Origin of the sequence: Bacillus sp. NPDC094077 (assembly GCF_050279465.1) — a bacterium.
Classification (GTDB): Bacteria; Bacillota; Bacilli; order Bacillales; family Bacillaceae_G; genus Bacillus_A.
This window is the reverse complement of sequence record NZ_JBNNUF010000001.1, coordinates 341,967-364,828: the sequence shown is the minus strand read 5'-3', so window position 1 is coordinate 364,828 and position 22,862 is coordinate 341,967. Positions and strand designations below refer to the sequence as shown.

Below are 22,862 nucleotides of genomic sequence, written 5' to 3'. Positions count from 1 at the left end.
AAAAACATATAAAGGAGTTTTTTCTATGGGAAATTTCCACGCTACAACGATATTTGCAGTTCATCATAACGGAGAATGTGCAATGGCTGGAGATGGCCAGGTAACGATGGGGAATGCTGTTGTAATGAAACATACAGCTCGCAAAGTTCGCAAACTTTTCCAAGGGAGAGTTTTAGCTGGTTTTGCAGGCTCAGTTGCTGATGCATTTACTCTTTTTGAAATGTTTGAAGGGAAATTAGAAGAGTATAATGGAAACTTGCAGCGTGCTGCTGTGGAGATGGCAAAACAATGGCGTGGAGATAAAATGCTGCGTCAGTTAGAAGCGATGCTCATTGTCATGGATAAAACAACTATGCTCCTTGTTTCAGGTACAGGAGAAGTAATTGAACCGGATGATGGTATTTTAGCAATTGGATCTGGTGGAAATTATGCACTTTCTGCAGGTCGTGCTTTAAAGCAATATGCCAGTGAACATTTAACAGCAAAGCAAATTGCGAAAGCGAGTTTAGAGATTGCAGGCGATATTTGTGTTTATACGAACCACAACATAATTGTGGAAGAATTGTAGAATCGTAAGGGAGGCATTTTATATGCATTTACATTTTACTCCGCGTCAAATTGTGGAAAAATTAGATCAATACATCATCGGTCAAAAGGATGCAAAGAAAGCGGTTGCTGTAGCTCTGAGAAATCGATACCGTCGTAGTAAACTAGCTGAAAATTTACGTGATGAAATTGCACCTAAAAACATTTTAATGATTGGGCCGACGGGTGTTGGTAAGACAGAGGTAGCACGACGAATGGCGAAACTCGTTGGAGCACCTTTTATTAAGGTTGAAGCGACGAAGTTTACAGAAGTTGGATATGTGGGTCGAGATGTAGAATCGATGGTCCGCGACCTTGTCGAAACGTCCGTTCGTATCGTGAAAGAAGAAATGGTAGTTAAAGTTCAAGATAAAGCAGAAGAACAAGCAAATCAACGTTTAGTGGAAATTTTAGTTCCGAGTCCGGAGAAACAATCTGGATTTAAAAATCCGTTAGAAATGCTTTTTGGTGGTACTCAAAATTCGAACCAAGCATCTGATGCGCAAGAAGATGCTGAAATTGAAAAGAAACGTCAAGATGTGGAAAGAAAGCTTGCAGCAGGCCTTCTTGAAGAAGAAGTCGTATCGATTGAAGTGACTGAACAACAGTCTTCTATGTTTGATATGCTGCAAGGAACAGGTATGGAACAAATGGGTATGAATTTCCAAGATGCACTAGGAAGTTTCATGCCGAAAAAAACGAAAAAACGTAAACTTTCTGTAAAAGAAGCAAGAAAAGTCTTGACAAATGAAGAAGCACAGCGCTTAATTGATATGGATGAAGTTACACAAGAGGCTGTTTATCGTGCTGAACAGCTCGGGATTATTTTTATCGATGAAATTGACAAAATTGCTGGTAAGCAGTCGAATAGCGTAGATGTATCACGTGAAGGTGTGCAACGTGACATTTTACCGATTGTAGAAGGTTCAAATGTTGCCACGAAATACGGATCAGTAAAAACGGATTATATTTTATTCGTTGCAGCTGGAGCGTTCCATATGTCTAAACCGTCGGATTTAATACCGGAATTGCAAGGGAGATTTCCGATTCGAGTAGAGCTGACAAAATTATCAGTGGATGATTTTGTTAAAATTTTAATCGAACCTGACAATGCGCTAATTAAACAGTACATGGCGTTATTAGCGACTGAAGGTATAGAAATTGAATTTTCAGACGAAGCTATTCGTAAGATTGCTGAGATTGCTTATCAAGTTAATCAGGATACAGATAATATTGGAGCGAGAAGACTTCATACGATTATGGAGAAGCTCCTTGAAGATTTATCGTTTGAAGCATCTGAAATTACGTTAGAGAAAATAACGATAACACCTCAATATGTTGAGGAAAAATTAGCGACAATTGCTAAAAATAAAGATGTGAGCCAGTTTATTTTGTAATAGTGTCATCAGGTGACTCGCCCTAGTTTCCAAGTGATGAAAAAATATGTGAGTAACATGTAGGAGGAACTTTTGAAATGGAATTATTAGCAAAAACGAGAAAATTAAATGCGTTATTACAAAGCGCAGCAGGAAAGCCTGTAAACTTTAGAGAAATGTCTGACACAATGTGTGAAGTAATTGAAGCAAACGTGTTCGTAGTTAGTCGTCGTGGTAAATTACTAGGTTATGCAATTCACCAACAAATCGAAAACGAGCGCATGAAGCAAATGCTTGCAGAGCGTCAATTCCCAGAAGAATACACACAAAGCTTATTCAACATTACAGAAACATCTTCTAACTTAGATGTGAACAGTGCTTACACAGCATTCCCAGTAGAAAATAAAGAGTTATTCGGTCAAGGTTTAACTACAATCGTACCAATCGTTGGTGGCGGTGAGCGTCTAGGTACATTAGTGTTAGCTCGTCTTGGTCAAGAGTTCTTAGACGATGATTTAATCCTTGCTGAGTACAGTTCAACTGTTGTAGGTATGGAAATCTTACGTGAAAAAGCAGAAGAAATCGAAGAGGAAGCACGTAGTAAAGCTGTCGTTCAAATGGCTATTAGCTCATTATCTTACAGTGAGTTAGAAGCAATCGAGCATATCTTCGAAGAATTAAATGGAACAGAAGGTTTACTTGTTGCAAGTAAAATTGCTGATCGTGTAGGAATTACTCGTTCTGTAATCGTAAATGCACTACGTAAATTAGAAAGTGCTGGTGTTATTGAGTCTCGCTCTTTAGGTATGAAAGGAACATACATTAAAGTGCTAAACGACAAGTTTCTACATGAACTTGCTAAATTAAAAACAAACTAATTTTAAAAAAACTCTCCTCAGTTGAGGAGAGTTTTTTGTTTTCTATAAGATTGATTTTTCTTACGTAAGGTGCCATGACAACGTTCTTTAGAAAACGAGTAATCGAATTCCGCTTCTTTGCTTAAATGAAATGAAGGTTGGTAATACTAGAATTTGAGCGTGAAAAAAAGAAAGTTTTACATTGTTCGCATTTTCGACTTGATTGAAATATTTCAGTATGATATAGTAAGCAGTGGTGTCAGTACAAAGTACACACGTTTACCGATTTAAGTGTTGGTGCTACGATTGTAGTTTCGCTTAAAGATGAAGTAAACGGAGGATATCAAAAACCATTTAGGAGGAACTATATTATGTCAGTAATTTCTATGAAGCAATTGCTTGAAGCTGGTGTTCATTTCGGACATCAAACACGTCGTTGGAACCCAAAAATGAAGCGTTACATTTTCACAGAGCGTAACGGTATCTACATCATCGACTTACAAAAAACTGTGAAAAAAGTTGAGGAAGCTTTCAAAGTTATGCGTGACATCGCTGCTGAAGGTGGAGACATTTTATTCGTAGGTACTAAAAAACAAGCACAAGAAGCTATTAAAGAAGAAGCAACTCGTGCTGGTATGTACTTCGTTAACCAACGTTGGTTAGGTGGAACTTTAACAAACTTCCAAACAATCCAAAAGCGTATCAAGCGTCTTAAAGACATCGAAAGAATGCAAGAAGATGGTACTTTCGAAGTACTTCCTAAGAAAGAAGTTGTTCAACTTAAAAAAGAGTTAGAGCGTCTTGAGAAATTCTTAGGCGGTATTAAAGATATGAAAGGTCTTCCAAGTGCATTATTCGTAGTAGACCCTCGTAAAGAGCGTATTGCAGTTGCTGAAGCACGCAAATTACACATTCCAATCATCGGTATCGTTGATACAAACTGTGATCCAGACGAAATCGATCACGTTATCCCAGCAAACGATGATGCAATTCGTGCTGTAAAACTTCTTACATCTAAAATGGCAGACGCGATCCTTGAAGCAAAACAAGGTGAAGAAACTGTTACTGCGTAACAAAGTTGGAAAGGTGATAAGGGGTTCGGCCTTTTATCACCTTTTTTAAGGTATAAACACCTTTATAAAGGTATAAATACATATTTTAGGAGGATGAAAAGTATGGCAATCACTGCACAAATGGTAAAAGAATTACGTGAAAAAACTGGCGCAGGTATGATGGACTGCAAAAAAGCTTTAACAGAAACTAATGGCGACATGGAGAAGGCAATTGACTTCTTACGCGAAAAAGGTATTGCGAAAGCTGCTAAAAAAGCGGACCGCATTGCTGCTGAAGGTTTAACTTTCATCGAAACAAACGGTAACGATGGTTTAATCTTAGAATTAAACTCTGAAACTGATTTCGTTGCGAAAAACGAAGGTTTCCAAACATTAATTAAAGAATTAGCTGCTCACTTATTAACTAACAAACCAGCTAACGTTGAAGAAGCTATGGCTCAAACAATGGAAAACGGCAAAAAAGTAGAAGAGCACATCAATGAAGCAATCGCTAAAATTGGTGAAAAACTTACACTTCGTCGTTTCGAAATCGTATCAAAAACTGATGCAGATGCATTCGGTGCTTACCTACACATGGGTGGACGCATTGGTGTACTAACAGTTCTTGAAGGTTCAACTGATGAAGCAGCTGCTAAAGATGTTGCAATGCACATCGCTGCAGTTAACCCTAAATACATCGACCGCGATGCTGTAACAGCTGAAGAAGTTGAGCATGAGCGTCAAGTATTAACACAACAAGCTTTAAACGAAGGCAAGCCTGAAAAAATCGTTGCAAAAATGGTTGAAGGCCGTCTAGGCAAATTCTTCGAAGAGATTTGCTTACTTGACCAAGCATTCGTTAAAAACCCTGATATGAAAGTTCGTCAGTTCGTTGAGTCTAAAGGCGGAACATTAAAAGGATTCGTTCGCTACGCTGTTGGTGAAGGTATCGAAAAACGTGAAGACAACTTTGCTGAAGAAGTAATGAACCAAGTAAAAGGTAGTAACTAATACAGATTAGGGAACACATTGTGTTCCCTTTTTTAAAATAAAGATGTAAGCAATTGGAGGTTCATTATGAGTAAACCGAAATATAATCGTGTCGTTTTAAAGCTGAGCGGAGAAGCTTTAGCTGGCGAGCAAGGATTTGGAATTAACCCAGCTGTTATTAAGTCAGTTGCGGAACAAGTGAAAGAAATTGCAGAACTTGATGTAGAGGTTGCTGTTGTTGTTGGTGGCGGTAACATTTGGCGTGGTAAAATTGGAAGCGAAATGGGCATGGATCGTGCAGGAGCAGATTACATGGGCATGTTAGCGACAGTTATGAATTCGTTAGCACTTCAAGATAGCTTGGAGAATATCGGAATCCAAACTCGCGTACAAACTTCAATTGAGATGCGTCAAGTGGCAGAACCTTACATTCGTCGTAAAGCGGTTCGTCACTTAGAGAAAAAGCGTGTTGTTATCTTTGCAGCAGGTACAGGTAACCCATACTTCTCTACAGATACAACGGCAGCATTACGCGCAGCTGAAATCGAAGCTGATGTTATCTTAATGGCGAAAAATAATGTAGATGGCGTATATAATGCAGATCCATCTATTGACCCAACAGCTACAAAATACGAAACACTTACTTACCTAGATGTATTAAAAGAAGGTTTAGGTGTAATGGATTCTACAGCTTCTTCTTTATGTATGGATAATGATATTCCATTAATTGTATTCTCGGTTATGGAAAAAGGTAATATTAAACGCGCCGTTTTAGGTGAAAATATTGGAACAGTTGTAAGGGGGAAATAAATATGGGACAACAAGTATTAAAATCTTCGAATGAAAAAATGGAAAAAGCAGTTGCTGCTTATTCTCGTGAATTAGCAACAGTTCGCGCTGGTCGTGCAAACGCGTCTGTATTAGATAAGGTACAAGTTGATTACTATGGTGCACCAACACCAGTTGTGCAATTAGCGAACATTACAGTTCCAGAAGCACGTTTACTTGTAATTCAACCTTACGATAAAACTTCAATCGGTGATATTGAAAAAGCAATTTTAAAAGCAGATTTAGGCTTAAACCCTTCTAATGATGGAACTGTAATTCGTATTGCATTCCCTGCATTAACAGAAGAGCGTCGTCGTGATCTTGTAAAAGTTGTAAAAAAATATGCTGAAGAAGCAAAAGTTGCGGTTCGTAACGTACGTCGTGACGGAAATGATGATCTTAAGAAGCTTGAAAAAGCTGGCGAGATTACAGAAGATGATTTAAGAGGATATACTGAAGATATCCAAAAAGAAACAGATAAATATATTGCAAAAGTTGACGAAATCGCAAAAAACAAAGAAAAAGAAATTATGGAAGTGTAATAGCGATAACTTCGCAAATATGACCCTCTTCTTAAGGGGGTCTTTTTACACTTTTAGGCATACGTCTGCTTGCTGGAGGGTATGAATGATGTTTAAAAATTTTCCTTTTTTTAAAGGTAAAAAGGTCGCATCGTTTGATCATCTCGTTGAAGAAGTGAAAAAAGGATATATCCCAGAACATATTGCCATCATTATGGATGGGAATGGAAGATGGGCAAAGAGGAGAGCGATGCCTCGTATTGCGGGACATCATGAAGGCATGCAAGTTGTAAAGAAAATTACAAAATTTGCAAGTAAACTTAATGTGAAAGTATTAACTCTCTATGCTTTTTCAACTGAGAACTGGAAAAGACCGAAAAAGGAAGTTGATTATTTAATGAAGCTTCCAGAAGAATTTCTCGGTACATTTTTACCAGAATTGATTGAAGAAAACGTACAAGTCCGAGTAATAGGACAAAAAGATCGTCTTCCTACGCATACACGCAGAGCGATGGAGAAAGCCATGGAAGATACGAAAGAGAATACGGGATTAATTCTTAATTTCGCGTTAAACTATGGAAGTCGAGATGAAATCGTTTCTGCTGTGCAACATATGATGAAAGATAGTGAGGAAGGAAAAATTCGAGCTGAAGAAGTAAGTGAAGAAACGCTTTCTTCCTACTTGATGACGAGTTTTTTACCTGATCCAGAGTTGTTAATCCGTACAAGCGGAGAGCTACGTATTAGTAATTTCATGTTATGGCAAATTGCATATTCGGAATTTTGGTTTACAGATGTGTATTGGCCAGACTTTACTGAAGAACATTTGCTAAATGCGATTACAGACTTTCAACATAGAGGGCGCAGATTCGGAGGCGTGTAGAAAGAGAGGGTTTGGTAGTGAAACAGAGAATTATTACTGGAGTGATTGCTGCCGCACTATTCATTCCTATCGTAATTTACGGTGGCGTGCCTTTTACGGTTTTAGTGTATGCACTTGCTTCTATAGGTTTATATGAATTAATTCGTATGAATAAGCTTACGCTTATTTCAGTACCAACAGTTTTAGCTGCAGTATTATTATGGATTATTTTAATTCCAAGTAGTGCATCAGAACTGTTTACGTGGATTGGACTAGGTAAATTAGAAATCACATTTGTGATTGTTTTATTACTTTTATCATATACAGTCCTTTCTAAGAATACATTTACATTTGATAATGCTTCATTTTTACTAATGGCAACGACATATGTTGGAATGGGATTCTTGTATTTAAATGAAACGAGAATATTAGGAATTAAATATGTGTTTTGCGCATTATTTGTTATATGGGCTACTGATTCAGGCGCATATTTCATAGGAAAAGCATTAGGAAAAAGAAAATTGTGGCCAGAAATTAGTCCAAATAAAACGATTGAAGGTTCATTAGGCGGTATTGTTTGTGGGGTTGTTGTTGCACTTGTTTACAACATGTTCTTCCCAGTTGAAGCGAATGTAGGGATTTTAATTGTGTTGACAATTATCATTTCTATTTTTGGACAAATTGGTGATTTAGTACAATCTGCATTTAAACGTCATTATGGCGTAAAGGATTCAGGTACAATTTTGCCTGGACATGGTGGTATATTAGATCGAACAGATAGTTGGTTATTCGTTTTACCAATTCTCTACTTCTTATTACAATATAATTAATAAATGAACGAGGGGCTGGAGTCATGAAAAACATTAGTTTATTAGGTGCAAGCGGATCAATTGGTACACAAACTTTAGATGTATTACGCTCGCACCCAGACCAATTCCGGCTCGTTGCTTTTTCTGTAGGGAAAAATATTGACTACGCAGTAAAGGTAATTCAAGAGTTTTCTCCGCAAATCGTCTCTGTGCAAAGAGAGGAAGATGTTTTAAAATTACAAGCTGTTTCTGGTAATACAAAAGTTGTATATGGTAGTGAAGGTCTTTTAGAAGTAGCTTTACATCCAGATGTGGAGATTGTAGTAAATGCTGTTGTAGGTAGCGTAGGGTTGTTACCAACACTTCGTGCGATTGAGGCGAAAAAAACAATTGGAATTGCAAATAAAGAAACATTAGTAACTGCAGGGCATCTTGTAATGGAGGCTGCACGAAAACATAATGTTTCGTTACTTCCAGTAGATAGTGAACATTCAGCTATTTTTCAATGCTTGAATGGTGAAAATGAAAAAAGAATTTCTCGACTCATTATAACGGCTTCTGGTGGAAGTTTTCGTGATAAAACGAGAGATGAATTGCATCATGTGACCGTAGAAGATGCGCTTCGACATCCGAACTGGTCAATGGGTTCGAAAATTACAATTGATTCTGCTACAATGATGAATAAGGGACTAGAAGTAATTGAAGCACATTGGCTTTTTGATATCCCTTATGAGCAAATCGATGTTGTTTTACATAAAGAAAGTATTATACATTCTATGGTTGAATTTGAAGATCGTAGTGTAATGGCACAGCTTGGCTCACCTGATATGCGAGTACCAATTCAATACGCACTTACATATCCTGATAGATTACCTCTTTCAGACACAAAACAGTTAAACTTATGGGAAATGGGAACACTGCATTTTGAGAAAATGAACCAAGAACGTTTCCGTTGTCTACGTTTTGCATATGAGGCTGGAAAAACAGGTGGAAGTATGCCAGCTGTAATGAACGCAGCGAATGAAGTAGCTGTTGAAGCTTTTTTACAAAAGAGAATTGGTTTCTTAACAGTGGAAGACCTTATTGAAAAAGCAATGAACCATCACAATGTCATTGCACGTCCGAGCTTAGAGGAAATTCTGGAAATTGATGCAGCCACAAGACGGTTTGTGATGGAACAAATTTAGCAAAGGTGGTTATGGAATTGAATACAGCGATTGCCTTTATATTAATTTTCGGTGCACTCGTATTTTTCCATGAGCTAGGGCATCTATATTTCGCAAAAAGAGCAGGTATTTTATGCCGCGAGTTTGCGATTGGTTTTGGTCCGAAAATATTCTCATTTGAAAAGAATGAAACGGTGTATACGATTCGATTACTGCCCCTTGGTGGCTATGTAAGAATGGCTGGCGAGGATGCGGACACAGTTGAATTAAAGCCAGGGAAAAAGGTTGGACTTGTACTAAATGAAAAAGACGAAGTTGTGAAATTAGTTTTTGATGGATATGAAAAATATCCGAATGTTCGTGTCATTGAAGTCGAACAAACTGATTTAGAGCATAATCTAACAATTTCGGGATATGAAGAGTACGAGGAAGAGCTTCAAACGTTCCGTGTGAATGAAAAGGCTCGTATCATTACTGCTGGGGAAGAAATTCAAATTGCTCCATATAATAGGCAATTTGGCTCTAAAAAATTGGGGCAACGCGCTTTAACAATCTTTGCGGGTCCTGCAATGAACTTCATTTTAGCATTTGTTATCTTTGTGATTCTTGGGTTTGTACAAGGGGTTCCTGTTGACAAACCAATGGTCGGAAAAGTGATGGAGAATAGTGCGGCAGAACAAGCTGGGTTAAAAGAAAATGACACAATTCAAGCAATTGATGGAAAAAACACAAGTACATGGAAAGATGTTGTTACCATTGTACGTGAAAACCCGAATAAAGAAATTACGTTACATGTAAAGCGTGATAGTGAACAGTTTAATGTAAAAGTAACGCCAACATTGGATAAAGAAGGCAAAGACGAAGTTGGTAGAATTGGTGTTTACTCTCCTGTAGAGAAAACAGTGATGGGTTCTATTAAATCAGGATTTGAACAAACGTACGAATGGACGAAGCTAATTTTTGATTCTCTTGTGAAATTAGTAACGGGTCAATTTTCTATTAACGAATTGTCAGGTCCAGTAGGAATTTATAATCTAACAGATCAAGTGGTAGATTATGGATTCACACGTGTGCTTAGTTTAGCGGCAGTCTTAAGCATTAACCTTGGTTTATTTAATTTACTACCAGTCCCTGCTTTAGACGGTGGACGTTTATTCTTCTTCTTAATTGAAGCATTAAGAGGAAAACCAATTGATCGTCAAAAAGAAGGAATAGTTCACTTTATTGGTTTTGCATTATTAATGTTACTTATGTTAGTTGTAACATGGAATGACATTCGTAAGTTTTTCTTGTAAAATAAAGTGAAACTTATAATGAAATAGAGCTCGTAGAATAAAATCCCTCACCTAACTCGAGGTGAGGGGTTTTACTGCGTGTAAGAGTAAAATGAAGAGGTGCGAATAAATGAAACAAAGTATGGTATTCAGTCCTACATTACGTGAAGTTCCAGCTGATGCTGAAATTAAGAGTCATCAATTATTACTTCGCGCAGGGTTTATGCGTCAAAATGCTTCTGGTATTTATAGTTTTCTACCATTTGGTTTAAAAGTACTACACAAAGTAGAACGTATCGTTCGAGAAGAAATGGAGCGCGCAGGAGCTGTAGAATTATTAATGCCAGCTATGCAAGCTGCAGAATTATGGCAAGAGTCAGGTCGGTGGTATTCTTACGGATCTGAATTAATGCGTATGAAAGATCGTAATGCTCGTGAATTTGCATTAGGAGCGACACATGAAGAAGTAATTACGGATCTTGTACGTGATGAAGTGAAATCGTATAAAAAATTACCGTTAACTCTATATCAAATTCAAACAAAGTTCCGTGATGAACAAAGACCACGTTTCGGTTTATTACGTGGAAGAGAGTTTCTAATGAAAGATGCATATTCTTTCCACGCTACGCAAGAGAGCTTAGATGAAGTGTATGATCGCTTATACAAAGCATACTCTAATATTTTTGCTCGTTGTGGCTTGAATTTCCGTGCGGTTATTGCTGACTCTGGAGCAATGGGCGGAAAAGATACACATGAATTTATGGTATTATCTGATGTTGGTGAAGATACAATTGCATATTCTGATACATCTGATTATGCAGCGAACATCGAAATGGCTCCTGTTGTAGCTACGTATACGAAGAGTGACGAAGCAGAAAAGACACTTGAAAAAGTAGCAACACCAGATCAAAAAGCGATTGAAGAAGTATCTGCATTCTTAAACATTGAAGCGGAAAAATGCATTAAGTCTATGGTATTTAAAGTAGATGAAAAATTAGTAGTTGTACTTGTTCGTGGTGATCATGAAGTAAATGATGTAAAAGTGAAAAATGTATACGGAGCTTCAGTTGTTGAACTTGCTTCCCATGAAGAAGTAAAAGAATTATTAAGTTGTGAAGTTGGTTCATTAGGACCGATTGGTGTGAAGGGCGATGTAGAAATTATTGCTGACCATGCTGTAGCATCAATTGTTAACGGATGTTCTGGAGCGAACGAAGAAGGGTTCCATTATGTAAATGTAAATCCAGAACGTGACTTTAAAGTAAGTCAATATACGGATTTACGCTTCATCCAAGAAGGAGACCAATCTCCAGATGGAAATGGAACAATTCTTTTCGCACGCGGAATTGAAGTTGGTCATGTATTCAAATTAGGAACTCGTTATAGTGAAGCAATGAACGCAACGTTCCTAGATGAAAACGGAAAAACAAAACCACTTATTATGGGCTGTTACGGTATCGGTGTATCTCGTACAGTGGCAGCAATTGCAGAGCAGTTTAATGATGAGAACGGTTTAGTTTGGCCAAAAGCTGTTGCACCGTTCTATGTGCATGTAATTCCAGTAAATATGAAATCTGATGCACAACGTGAAATGGGTGAAAACATCTACAACTCATTACAAGAGCAAGGATATGAAGTATTACTAGATGATCGTGCAGAACGTGCAGGTGTTAAATTTGCAGATGCAGATTTATTCGGCCTTCCAGTTCGCGTTACAGTTGGTAAAAAAGCAGATGAAGGTATTGTAGAAGTGAAAGTACGCGCTACAGGCGAGTCTGAAGAAGTGAAAGTAGAAGAACTTCAAACATATATTGCTAATATTTTAAAATAAGAAGGGGTACCTCGTTATGAGGTACCTTCTCTTTCTTTGTAAACGTATTTTGTAAAAGAAGAAGGAAGAAATCTTTCTTTGTAGTACGTTTCAATTTATAATAGCAAATGGAAGGAGAGTGCTTATGTCATTAACAAATGAACAACAAGAGCGATTTCAAATTTTGCTCCAACAGTTGCAAATACCAGAAGACCTTATAAATCAGTATTTACAAGGCGGTGGTATTGAAAGGCTAGTTATTGATAAAGCGAATAAAAGCTGGCATTTTGATTTACAAGTCCCACGTATTTTGCCGACAGAATTATATGAATTGCTAGAAGCAAAGCTTAAGCAGTCATTTTCTCATATTGCAAGAACAACATTTGCATTAGAAACAGAGAATAAACAATTTACAGAAGAAGAAGTGAAGGCATATTGGCCGCTTTGTACGGATCGAATTACATTTTCACCTATGTTTGGATACTTAAAGAAGCAACTTCCGCAGGTGAATGGCGTGAAGTTGATATTAAATGTGAATAATGAGCTGGAATCTACTGCTTTAAAGAAAAACGTTGCAAAACCAGTAGGTGATCAATACGAAGCTTTTGGATTCCCACGTTTTCAGTTAGACACACATATAAAGCAAAATGAAGAAGAAATGCAAAAGTTTCGTGAGCAAACTCAGCAAGAAGACCGCGAGCGTGTTATACAAGCTATGGAAGAAATGGCGAAGAAACAAGCTGAAGAAAGCAGTATTGTGCATGAAGGACCGGTCGTACTCGGGTATCTTATTAAGCCAGACGAAGAGGTTACACCGATGCGAGAAATTCAAGATGAAGAGAGAAGAAAAACGGTTCAAGGATATGTCTTCCATGTAGAAACAAAAGAGCTTCGTAGTGGACGTACGTTATTAACTTTAAAAATAACAGATTATACGGATTCTATTATGATCAAAATGTTTTCTCGTGATAAAGAAGATATTCCAATGTTGCAATCCTTGAAAAAAGGAATGTGGGTGAAAGCGCGTGGTTCTGTTCAAAACGATACTTTCGTGCGTGATTTAGTTATGATTGCAAACGATATTAATGAAATAACAGGACCGTCTCGTAGAGATAAAGCGCCAGAAGGAGAAAAACGTGTAGAGCTTCACCTTCACACTCCGATGAGCCAAATGGATGCTGTTACTCCTGTTTCTAGGCTTGTTGCCCAAGCAGGTAAATGGGGGCATGAGGCTATTGCGATTACAGACCATGCCGTTGCTCAGTCTTTCCCAGAAGCATATTCTGCGGGTAAAAAGGCTGGGGTTAAAGTTATATATGGTGTAGAGGCGAATTTAGTTAATGATGGTGTACCAATAGCATATAACGAAGCGCATCGTTTACTTGCAGAGGAAACGTATGTTGTTTTCGACGTTGAGACGACAGGTTTATCAGCTGTATACGATACAGTTATTGAGTTAGCGGCTGTAAAAGTAAAAGGTGGCGAAATCATTGATCGGTTTGAATCTTTCGCAAATCCGCATCAACCATTATCTGCGACAATTATTGAATTAACAGGAATTACAGATGATATGTTAACGGATGCACCAGAAGTGGACGAAGTGTTTAAAAAGTTTGAGGAATGGATGGGCGACCATACCCTTGTTGCTCATAACGCAAGCTTCGATATGGGCTTTATTAATGTAGGCTTTAAAAAGGCTGGGCTAGAAAAAACGAAAAATCCAGTTATCGATACGTTAGAACTTGCAAGGTTTTTATTCCCGGAAATGAAAAATCATCGATTAAATACGATGTGTAAAAAACTTGATATTGAATTAACTCAACATCACCGTGCCATTTATGATACAGAGGCGACAGGGTATTTACTTGTAAAAATGCTGAAAGATGTTATTGAAAAAGGTTATGAATATCACAATCAATTGAATGATAGTATGGGGCAAGGGGATGCGTATAAGCGTGGACGTCCAAGTCATATGACATTAATTGCCACATCAGATGTTGGATTGAAAAATTTATATAAACTTGTTTCATATTCCCACCTGAATTATTTTTACCGTGTACCACGTGTACCGCGATCACTATTGAAAAAATACCGTGAAGGCATTTTAGTAGGGACGGCTTGTGATAAAGGTGAAGTTTTTGAGGCAATGATGCAAAAAGCTCCTGAAGAGGTAGAAGAAATTGCACAGTTCTATGACTATATTGAGGTAATGCCTCCAGAAGTGTTACGTCATTTAGTAGAACGTGAACTGGTTCGAGATGAAGGACAATTAAAAACAATTATTTCTAATTTAGTAAAACTAGGTGAGACGTTAGATAAGCCAGTTGTTGCTACAGGGAACGTGCATTATTTAGATCCAGAGGATGCGATGTATCGTAAAATTTTAGTCAGTTCACAAGGGGGAGCAAATCCTTTAAATCGACATTCATTACCGCCTGTACATTTCCGTACAACGGATGAAATGCTAGAATGTTTTTCATTCTTAGGTGAAGATACAGCAAAAGAAATTGTTGTAACGAATACACAAAAGATTGCATCATTAATTGGCGATGTTCATCCAGTAAAAGACGATCTATATACACCGAAAATCGAAGGTGCTGATGATGAAACGCGTGATATGAGTTATAAAATGGCGCGCAGCATTTATGGTGAAGAGTTACCGGGAATTGTAGAAGCCCGTTTGGAAAAAGAATTGAAAAGTATTATCGGACATGGATTCGCCGTAATTTATTTAATTTCACATAAGCTTGTGAAAAAATCGCTAGTAGATGGATATCTAGTAGGTTCGCGTGGATCGGTAGGCTCATCATTCGTTGCAACGATGATGGAAATTACAGAAGTAAACCCATTACCACCACATTATGTATGTCCAAAGTGTAAGCAATCTGAATTCTTTAATGACGGTTCGGTAGGTTCCGGTTTTGACTTACCAGATAAAGAATGTCCAGCATGTAACGTTCCTTATGTAAAAGATGGACATGATATTCCGTTCGAAACGTTCCTTGGATTTAAAGGAGATAAGGTACCCGACATCGATTTAAACTTCTCCGGTGAATACCAACCACGTGCCCATAACTATACGAAAGTACTGTTCGGTGAAGATTATGTATACCGTGCGGGAACGATAGGTACGGTTGCGGAAAAAACAGCTTATGGGTATGTAAAAGGTTATGCAAATGATCATAATTTAACGATTCGAAATGCAGAGATTGATCGGTTAGTTGCAGGATGTACCGGAGTAAAGCGTACAACTGGACAGCATCCAGGTGGTATTATTGTTGTGCCTGATTACATGGATATCTTTGATTTTTCACCAATACAGTTTCCTGCGGATTCAATTGGGGCTGAGTGGAGAACAACACACTTTGACTTCCACTCGATTCATGATAATTTATTGAAACTCGATATACTAGGACACGATGATCCGACTGTTATTCGTATGCTACAAGATTTAAGTGGTATTGATCCGAAAACAATCCCAACAGACGATCCAGAAGTAATGAAAATTTTCTCTGGTCCAGAATCTTTAGGGGTAACGGAAGAACAGATTAACTGTAAAACAGGTACACTTGGTATACCGGAATTCGGTACGAAATTCGTAAGACAGATGTTAGAAGAGACAAAACCAACGACGTTCTCAGAGCTAGTCCAAATTTCTGGACTATCGCATGGTACTGACGTATGGCTCGGTAATGCAAACGAGTTAATTTATAACGGTACATGTACGCTGAGTGAAGTTATCGGTTGTCGTGATGACATCATGGTATATTTAATTTATCAAGGTTTAGATCCATCATTAGCCTTCAAAATCATGGAGTCGGTTCGTAAAGGTAAAGGTGTACCGGAAGAATGGGAAGAGGACATGAAAAATAATAATGTACCAGGTTGGTATATTGATTCATGTAAGAAGATAAAATATATGTTCCCTAAAGCCCATGCGGCTGCTTACGTACTTATGGCGGTTCGTATCGCATACTTTAAAGTACATTTCGCGCTTTTATTCTATGCGGCATACTTTACAGTTCGTGCAGATGACTTTGATGTAGAGGCGATGGCGAAAGGTTCAGCATCCATACGTGCAAAAATTGATGAAATTGCGCAAAAAGGATTGGATGCAGCGCCAAAAGAGAAGAGTTTATTAACGGTACTAGAAATGACACTTGAAATGTGTGAGCGTGGATACTCATTCCAAAAGGTTGATTTATACCGCTCACATGCAACTGATTTCATTATTGATGGGGATACTTTAATTCCTCCATTTAATGCAGTACCTGGACTTGGTACAAACGCAGCTTTAAGTATTGTAGAAGCTCGTAAAAATGGAGATTTCTTATCAAAAGAAGATTTACAGCAGCGCAGTAAGGTTTCTAAAACGATTATTGAGTATTTAGATAGTCAAGGTTGCTTAGGCGATCTACCTGATCAAAACCAATTATCACTGTTCTAGCAGGTAGGAAAAGTCTTTGCAAATCAGCATTTGCTATGGTATACTATTAACCGAGATAACCATGTCATGTATATTGTGTGAAAAAAAGAGTGGGGAAACCCACTCTTTCGTGTTACTATCTACGTTTTATTGATGTAGAAAGGTAAGAAATTTCTGTCGTATATACATATTTTGTTACAAGTTTTACTTCTTAAATTTGGTAATACTAAGACAGATATTCCCTGCTTAACGGCAGGGGCTTTTGTTAGCTAACGAGAAAGAATAAGATAGACCGTTTTTATGAACGGAGTCTTTTCTTGTAGATGGTACATGGCGGCAGGAAGGAGGCTGTTTATGGATAAGAAAGTCACAGAAGTTGTAGAAGCATTTGCGCAGCCAATCGTTGAAGAGTTAAATCTTGAACTTGTAGATGTAGAGTATGTGAAAGAAGGACAAGACTGGTTCTTACGCGTATTCATCGATTCTGAAAAGGGAGTCGACATTGAAGAATGCGGTGCGGTAAGTGAACGTTTAAGCGAAGCTTTAGATAAAGAGGATCCAATTCCTCATCTTTACTTTTTGGATGTATCATCTCCTGGAGCAGAACGCCCATTAAAGAAAGAGAAAGACTTCCAGCAAGCGGTAGGAAAACAAGTGGCAATTAAAACATATGAGCCGATTGATGGTGAAAAAATGTTTGAAGGAAAGCTACTTTCCTACGACGGTACTACAATTACACTATTATTAACAATTAAAACACGTAAAAAAGAAATCCAAATTCCAATGGATAAAGTTGCAAATGCGCGACTTGCTGTTACGTTTTAGTTAGAAGGGGGATCTTCATGAGCACTGAGTTGTTAGATGCCTTGCTCGTATTAGAGTCAGAAAAAGGAATTAGTAAAGATATTATTATTGATGCGATTGAAGCAGCATTAATCTCTGCTTATAAACGCAATTTTAACCAAGCACAAAATGTTCGTGTGAGCTTTAACCCAGAAGTGGGAACAATTCAAGTTTTAGCACGTAAAGACGTTGTTGATAATGTGTTTGATCCACGTCTTGAAATTTCTGTTGAAGAAGCAAGACAAATTAATCCAAACTATCAAGATGGTGACGTACTAGAAATTGAAGTAACACCAAAAGATTTCGGGCGCATTGCAGCACAGACTGCAAAACAAGTTGTAACGCAACGAGTGCGTGAAGCAGAGCGTGGTGTTATTTACTCTGAGTTTAGTGACCGTGAAGAAGATATTATGGTTGGTATTGTACAACGCCAAGATGCTCGTTTTATCTATGTAAGCTTAGGGAAAGTAGAAGCTTTATTACCTGTAAGTGAGCAAATGCCAAACGAGCAATACAAACCACATGATCGCATTCGCGTATTCATTACGAAAGTAGAGAAAACAACAAAAGGACCACAAATTTACGTATCACGTACACATCCTGGTCTTTTAAAACGTTTATTCGAAATGGAAGTTCCTGAAATCTATGATGGAACTGTTGACATTCGTTCTGTAGCACGTGAAGCTGGCGATCGTTCTAAAATCTCTGTATACGCAGAGAACGTTGACGTTGATCCAGTTGGCTCTTGTGTAGGACCAAAAGGACAACGTGTACAACGTATTGTAGATGAATTAAAAGGTGAAAAAATTGACATCGTTCGCTGGTCAAATGATCCAGTTGAATATGTTGCAAATGCTTTAAGCCCATCACAAGTTGTTAAAGTACTTGTAGATGAAGAAGAAAAAGCAACAACTGTTGTTGTTCCAGATCACCAGCTATCATTAGCTATCGGTAAGCGTGGACAAAACGCACGTCTTGCAGCTAAATTAACAGGCTGGAAGATTGACATTAAGAGTGAGTCTGATGCGAAACAACTTGGTATTGTAACAGAAGAAGATAGCGTAATCGCATTCGGATTCGATTCAGTTGAAGACGAAATCGAATAGAGGTGATGAGTATGAGCAATCGAAAAGTTCCGTTACGAAAATGTGTTGCAACGCAAGAAATGAAATCAAAACGAGAGCTCGTTCGCATTGTTCGTTCCAAAGAGGGAGAAGTGTCCATTGATTTAACTGGAAAAAAATCAGGACGAGGTGCTTACCTATCAAAGGACAAAGAAAGCATTCTTCAAGCCCAAAAGAAAAATGTTTTGGAACATCATCTAAAAGCGAAAATCGACAGTTCTCTATACGAAGAGCTTCTTGAGCTTGTTGAGAAGGAGTCGAAATAAGTGTCCGATTGGAAATCGTTTTTAGGACTAGCAAACCGGGCTCGAAAAATTATTTCGGGTGAAGAACTCGTTTTAAAAGAAGTACGAAGTGGCAAGGCAAAACTTGTATTATTATCTGAAGATGCGTCAGTGAATACAACAAAACGCATGACGGATAAAACTACGTACTACAACGTACCAATGAGAAAGGTCGAAAACCGACAACAATTAGGGCATGCGATTGGGAGAGATGAGCGAGTCGTTGTAGCTGTGTTAGATGAAGGCTTTGCGAAAAAGCTGCGTAGCATGCTCGATACAAATTACCGGGGGTGAAGGTATGAGTAAAATTCGAGTGCATGAATATGCAAAACAACATAATATCTCAAGTAAAGATCTTATGACAAAACTAAAAGAAATGAATATCGAGGTTTCGAATCATATGACAATGTTAGACGATGAAGTAGTAAACAAATTAGATAATGAATACCAAACAGAAAAACCTTCTGTTGCAGATGAGTTTGAAGTAGAAGAAAAAGTTGTTCGTAGTAAAAAGAACAGTAATAAGAAAAAGAAAAAAGGCAAAGGTAACGAAGACAAGCGTCAAGAAAACTTTGCTGGAAGACAACAAACACAAGTTGTAGAAACACCAGATAAAATTACTTTCTCTGGAAGCCTTACGGTAGGAGAACTTGCTAAAAAGTTAAGCAAAGAGCCATCTGAAATTATTAAGAAGCTCTTCATGCTAGGAATTATGGCAACAATTAACCAAGACTTAGACAAAGATACAATTGAGTTAATTGCTACTGATTACGGTATTGAAGTAGAAGAAGAAGTAATTATAAGCGAAACTGAGTTTGAAACATTCATCGATGAACAAGATGATGAAGAAAACTTAAAAGAGCGTCCAGCTGTTGTTACAATTATGGGACACGTTGACCATGGTAAAACAACATTACTTGACTCTATTCGTAACTCAAAAGTAACTGCTGGCGAAGCGGGTGGAATTACTCAGCATATTGGTGCATACCAAGTTGAAGTAAACGATAAGAAAATTACATTCTTAGATACACCTGGTCACGCAGCATTTACAACAATGCGTGCTCGTGGTGCGCAAGTAACGGATATTACAATCCTTGTTGTTGCAGCTGATGACGGTGTTATGCCACAAACAGTTGAAGCGATTAACCATGCGAAAGCTGCAGGAGTACCAATTATTGTTGCTGTGAATAAAATGGATAAACCAGCAGCAAATCCAGATCGCGTAATGCAAGAATTAACAGAATATGAATTAGTTCCAGAAGCATGGGGCGGAGACACAATTTTCGTACCAATTTCTGCAATTCAAGGCGAAGGAATTGACAACTTGCTAGAAATGATTCTTCTTGTAAGTGAAGTAGAAGAATATAAAGCAAATCCAAATCGCTATGCAACTGGTACTGTAATTGAAGCGCAGCTTGATAAAGGTAAAGGAACTATCGCAACATTACTTGTTCAAAACGGTACGCTTCGAGTTGGAGATCCAATCGTTGTTGGAACATCATTCGGACGTGTTCGTGCAATGGTAAGTGATATTGGTCGTCGTGTAAAAGTTGCTGGCCCATCAACTCCTGTTGAAATTACAGGTTTAAATGAAGTACCACAAGCTGGAGATCGTTTCATGGCATTCGCTGATGAGAAGAAAGCACGTCAAATTGGTGAATCACGTGCACAAGAAGCGTTAGTTGCACAACGTGGTGAGAAATCTAAATTAAGCCTTGAAGATTTATTCCAACAAATCCAAGAGGGCGATGTAAAAGAAATCAACTTAATCGTAAAAGCAGACGTACAAGGTTCTGTTGAAGCGATGGCTGCATCACTTCGTAAAATCGATGTTGAAGGCGTAAAAGTAAAAATCATTCACACTGGTGTAGGTGCGATTACAGAATCTGATATTATTTTAGCTTCTGCATCTAATGCAATTGTAATTGGATTTAACGTACGTCCAGATGTAAATGCGAAGCGTACAGCTGAATTAGAGAACGTTGATATTCGTTTACACCGTATTATCTATAAAGTAATCGAAGAGATTGAAGCAGCTATGCAAGGTATGCTTGATCCAGAATTCGAAGAAAAAGTAATCGGCCAAGCAGAAGTTCGTCAAACGTTTAAAGTAACGAAAGTTGGAACAATCGCAGGTTGTTACGTAACAGACGGTAAAATTACACGTGATAGCGGCGTGCGTATTATTCGTGATGGCGTGGTAATCTATGAAGGTCAACTTGATACGTTAAAACGTTTCAAAGACGATGTAAAAGAAGTTGCTCAAAACTATGAGTGTGGTATTACAATTGAGAAATACAACGATCTTAAAGAAGGGGACATTATTGAAGCGTACATTATGGAAGAAGTGAAGCGATGATTATCGCTTCACTCTCATTCGAGTGTATGATTTACGATGTGCATTCTTTAAAAGAGAAACGAGCAATTTTGCAACGGGTGCTGACTCGTGTGAAGCAGCGTTATAACGTAGCTGTTTCAGAAGTAGGGCATCAAGATGTATGGCAACGTACAGAAATTGCGATTGTTTCCGTATCCTCAAATCGTGTTATCTGTGAAAAAGAAATGAATCGTGTACTTGAGTACATCGATTCATTTCCTGAAATTGAACGTACGATAACACAATTGGAATGGTATTGAATGAGGTGAAGAGTTATGAAATTACGTGCAAACCGTGTAGGCGAGCAAATGAAAAAAGAATTAGGCGACATCATCAGTCGTAAAATTAAAGACCCACGTGTCGGATTTGTTACAGTAACAGATGTACAAGTGAGTGGAGATTTACAAATTGCTAAAGTATATATTTCTGTTTTAGGTGACGATGAGCAGAAAGAAAGTACATTAAAAGGTTTAGCGAAGGCAAAAGGCTTCATTCGTTCAGAAATTGGCCAACGTATTCGCCTTCGTAAAACACCAGAAATTTCCTTTGAATTTGATGAGTCTATCGGATATGGTCATCGAATTGATACACTTTTACATGAAATTAATAAAGACGGTAAACGTGAAGAATAATGGATAGACATTTGTCTATCCATTTTTTCAATGTAAAATAAGTTTTGGATATTTATTATGAAAGAATTATGATGAGGTGAACATATATGGAAGGTGTAGTACTATTACATAAGCCAAAAGGCATGACATCACATGATTGTGTATTTAAATTAAGAAAAATATTACGAGAGAAAAGAATTGGTCATACTGGAACGTTGGATCCAGATGTAACGGGAGTATTACCGATTTGTGTTGGAAGAGCAACTAAAATCGCACAATTTTTAACAAGCGAAACGAAAACATACGAAGGGGAAGTGACATTAGGATTTTCGACAACAACTGAAGATGCTTCAGGGGAAGTTGTGGAAACAAAAAATGTAGACCGTGTTATTACTCGTAAGGAAGTAGAAGGAGCTCTTGCAGAATTAACCGGTACAATTGAACAAATGCCCCCTATGTTTTCAGCTGTAAAAGTTAACGGAAAAAAATTATATGAATATGCAAGAGCGGGACAAGAAGTTGAACGTCCAGTTCGTACAATTACAATTCATGAATTTGTACTACTTGATGACCGTGAAGTTTTTGAAGGGGAAAATATTTCATTCAGTTTCCGTGTAACGTGTAGTAAAGGGACATATGTAAGAACACTTGCAGTAATGATTGGTGAAAAGTTAGGTTTTCCATCACATATGTCTCACCTTGTAAGAACAGCATCTGGTGAATTTTTATTAGAAGATTGCATATCATTTGAAGAAATTGAAGAAAACATGCAAAATGGAACAGTAGAGTCTATCTTCATTTCCATTGATGAAGCATTAAGTAAGTTCCCAAAAATGGTTGTAGATGAAGGGCAAGCAGAGAAAATAAAAAATGGCATGTTTTTAAAGAATGAATTAGAAATAACAGCACCATTTATAACAGTATTTGATAAAAATGAGCGTTGCTTAGCAATTTATGAGCACCATCCGAAACGTCCTGGTATGCTAAAGCCGATGAAAGTACTTGTGAATAATCAAGAACTAAAGCTATAATGAATTATTGGAAGGATTATTACAGAAAAAGGTGAA

General features: G+C 37.8%; 21 protein-coding genes. All 21 read left to right on the top strand.

What is annotated here, in order from left to right:
- The first annotated feature begins 25 nt into the window (after nt 1-25).
- The 21 genes from hslV to truB all read left to right on the top strand — a co-directional run bounded on the left by hslV (nt 26) and on the right by truB (nt 22,826).
- Complete coding sequence (gene hslV, locus ACQKNR_RS01775) at nt 26-568, top strand: ATP-dependent protease proteolytic subunit HslV (RefSeq protein ID WP_427314945.1); 543 nt, start codon at nt 26-28, stop codon at nt 566-568.
- Nucleotides 569-590: 22 nt separating this feature from the next.
- Nucleotides 591-1,982 (top strand): ATP-dependent protease ATPase subunit HslU, encoded by a 1,392-nt coding sequence (hslU, locus tag ACQKNR_RS01770; RefSeq protein ID WP_427314944.1) that lies wholly within the window; start codon nt 591-593, stop codon nt 1,980-1,982.
- A gap of 77 nt (nt 1,983-2,059) precedes the next feature.
- Nucleotides 2,060-2,839: a GTP-sensing pleiotropic transcriptional regulator CodY gene (gene codY / locus ACQKNR_RS01765; protein ID WP_000421288.1), complete on the top strand. Its 780-nt coding sequence runs from the start codon at nt 2,060-2,062 to the stop codon at nt 2,837-2,839.
- Nucleotides 2,840-3,189: 350 nt separating this feature from the next.
- Nucleotides 3,190-3,891 carry a 30S ribosomal protein S2 gene (rpsB, locus tag ACQKNR_RS01760; RefSeq protein ID WP_000111483.1) on the top strand — a complete coding sequence of 234 codons (702 nt, stop codon included), beginning with the start codon at nt 3,190-3,192 and terminating at the stop codon, nt 3,889-3,891.
- A gap of 102 nt (nt 3,892-3,993) precedes the next feature.
- Nucleotides 3,994-4,881, top strand: coding sequence for a translation elongation factor Ts (gene tsf, locus ACQKNR_RS01755; protein WP_060631984.1), 888 nt, complete (start codon nt 3,994-3,996; stop codon nt 4,879-4,881).
- A 66-nt stretch (nt 4,882-4,947) separates the two neighbouring features.
- Nucleotides 4,948-5,670 (top strand): UMP kinase, encoded by a 723-nt coding sequence (gene pyrH, locus ACQKNR_RS01750; protein ID WP_000042663.1) that lies wholly within the window; start codon nt 4,948-4,950, stop codon nt 5,668-5,670.
- Between the two features lie 2 nt (nt 5,671-5,672).
- Nucleotides 5,673-6,230, top strand: coding sequence for a ribosome recycling factor (gene frr / locus ACQKNR_RS01745; protein ID WP_000531501.1), 558 nt, complete (start codon nt 5,673-5,675; stop codon nt 6,228-6,230).
- An 85-nt stretch (nt 6,231-6,315) separates the two neighbouring features.
- Nucleotides 6,316-7,092: an isoprenyl transferase gene (gene uppS / locus ACQKNR_RS01740; protein ID WP_427314942.1), complete on the top strand. Its 777-nt coding sequence runs from the start codon at nt 6,316-6,318 to the stop codon at nt 7,090-7,092.
- Nucleotides 7,093-7,109: 17 nt separating this feature from the next.
- Entirely contained in the window at nt 7,110-7,901 is a 792-nt protein-coding gene (gene cdsA / locus ACQKNR_RS01735) for a phosphatidate cytidylyltransferase (RefSeq protein WP_427314940.1), read from the top strand.
- A gap of 23 nt (nt 7,902-7,924) precedes the next feature.
- Nucleotides 7,925-9,067 carry a 1-deoxy-D-xylulose-5-phosphate reductoisomerase gene (dxr, locus tag ACQKNR_RS01730; protein ID WP_427314938.1) on the top strand — a complete coding sequence of 381 codons (1,143 nt, stop codon included), beginning with the start codon at nt 7,925-7,927 and terminating at the stop codon, nt 9,065-9,067.
- Between the two features lie 17 nt (nt 9,068-9,084).
- Entirely contained in the window at nt 9,085-10,341 is a 1,257-nt protein-coding gene (rseP, locus tag ACQKNR_RS01725; RefSeq protein ID WP_427314936.1) for an RIP metalloprotease RseP, read from the top strand.
- 109 nt (nt 10,342-10,450) lie between these two features.
- On the top strand, nt 10,451-12,151 hold the full coding sequence (locus ACQKNR_RS01720; RefSeq protein ID WP_427314935.1) for a proline--tRNA ligase: 1,701 nt from the start codon (nt 10,451-10,453) through the stop codon (nt 12,149-12,151).
- 124 nt (nt 12,152-12,275) lie between these two features.
- Complete coding sequence (locus tag ACQKNR_RS01715) at nt 12,276-16,577, top strand: PolC-type DNA polymerase III (RefSeq protein WP_427314933.1); 4,302 nt, start codon at nt 12,276-12,278, stop codon at nt 16,575-16,577.
- Nucleotides 16,578-16,910: 333 nt separating this feature from the next.
- Nucleotides 16,911-17,381 (top strand): ribosome maturation factor RimP, encoded by a 471-nt coding sequence (gene rimP, locus ACQKNR_RS01710; protein ID WP_000359095.1) that lies wholly within the window; start codon nt 16,911-16,913, stop codon nt 17,379-17,381.
- Nucleotides 17,382-17,398: 17 nt separating this feature from the next.
- The gene (gene nusA, locus ACQKNR_RS01705) at nt 17,399-18,505 is read left to right on the top strand and encodes a transcription termination factor NusA (RefSeq protein ID WP_427314931.1); all 1,107 of its coding nucleotides are present in this window, start codon (nt 17,399-17,401) and stop codon (nt 18,503-18,505) included.
- Between the two features lie 11 nt (nt 18,506-18,516).
- Nucleotides 18,517-18,789, top strand: a complete 273-nt coding sequence (gene rnpM, locus ACQKNR_RS01700; protein ID WP_000071128.1) for an RNase P modulator RnpM — start codon at nt 18,517-18,519, stop codon at nt 18,787-18,789.
- Nucleotides 18,790-19,101, top strand: coding sequence for a YlxQ family RNA-binding protein (locus ACQKNR_RS01695; protein WP_001286525.1), 312 nt, complete (start codon nt 18,790-18,792; stop codon nt 19,099-19,101).
- A gap of 4 nt (nt 19,102-19,105) precedes the next feature.
- Entirely contained in the window at nt 19,106-21,166 is a 2,061-nt protein-coding gene (gene infB / locus ACQKNR_RS01690; RefSeq protein WP_427314929.1) for a translation initiation factor IF-2, read from the top strand.
- Nucleotides 21,163-21,444 carry a DUF503 domain-containing protein gene (locus ACQKNR_RS01685; protein WP_000582364.1) on the top strand — a complete coding sequence of 94 codons (282 nt, stop codon included), beginning with the start codon at nt 21,163-21,165 and terminating at the stop codon, nt 21,442-21,444. The genes infB and ACQKNR_RS01685 overlap by 4 nt, the downstream gene beginning before the upstream one ends.
- A 15-nt stretch (nt 21,445-21,459) precedes the next feature.
- Nucleotides 21,460-21,816 carry a 30S ribosome-binding factor RbfA gene (gene rbfA, locus ACQKNR_RS01680; protein ID WP_000776439.1) on the top strand — a complete coding sequence of 119 codons (357 nt, stop codon included), beginning with the start codon at nt 21,460-21,462 and terminating at the stop codon, nt 21,814-21,816.
- A gap of 86 nt (nt 21,817-21,902) precedes the next feature.
- Entirely contained in the window at nt 21,903-22,826 is a 924-nt protein-coding gene (gene truB, locus ACQKNR_RS01675; RefSeq protein WP_427314926.1) for a tRNA pseudouridine(55) synthase TruB, read from the top strand.
- Nucleotides 22,827-22,862 lie beyond the last annotated feature (36 nt).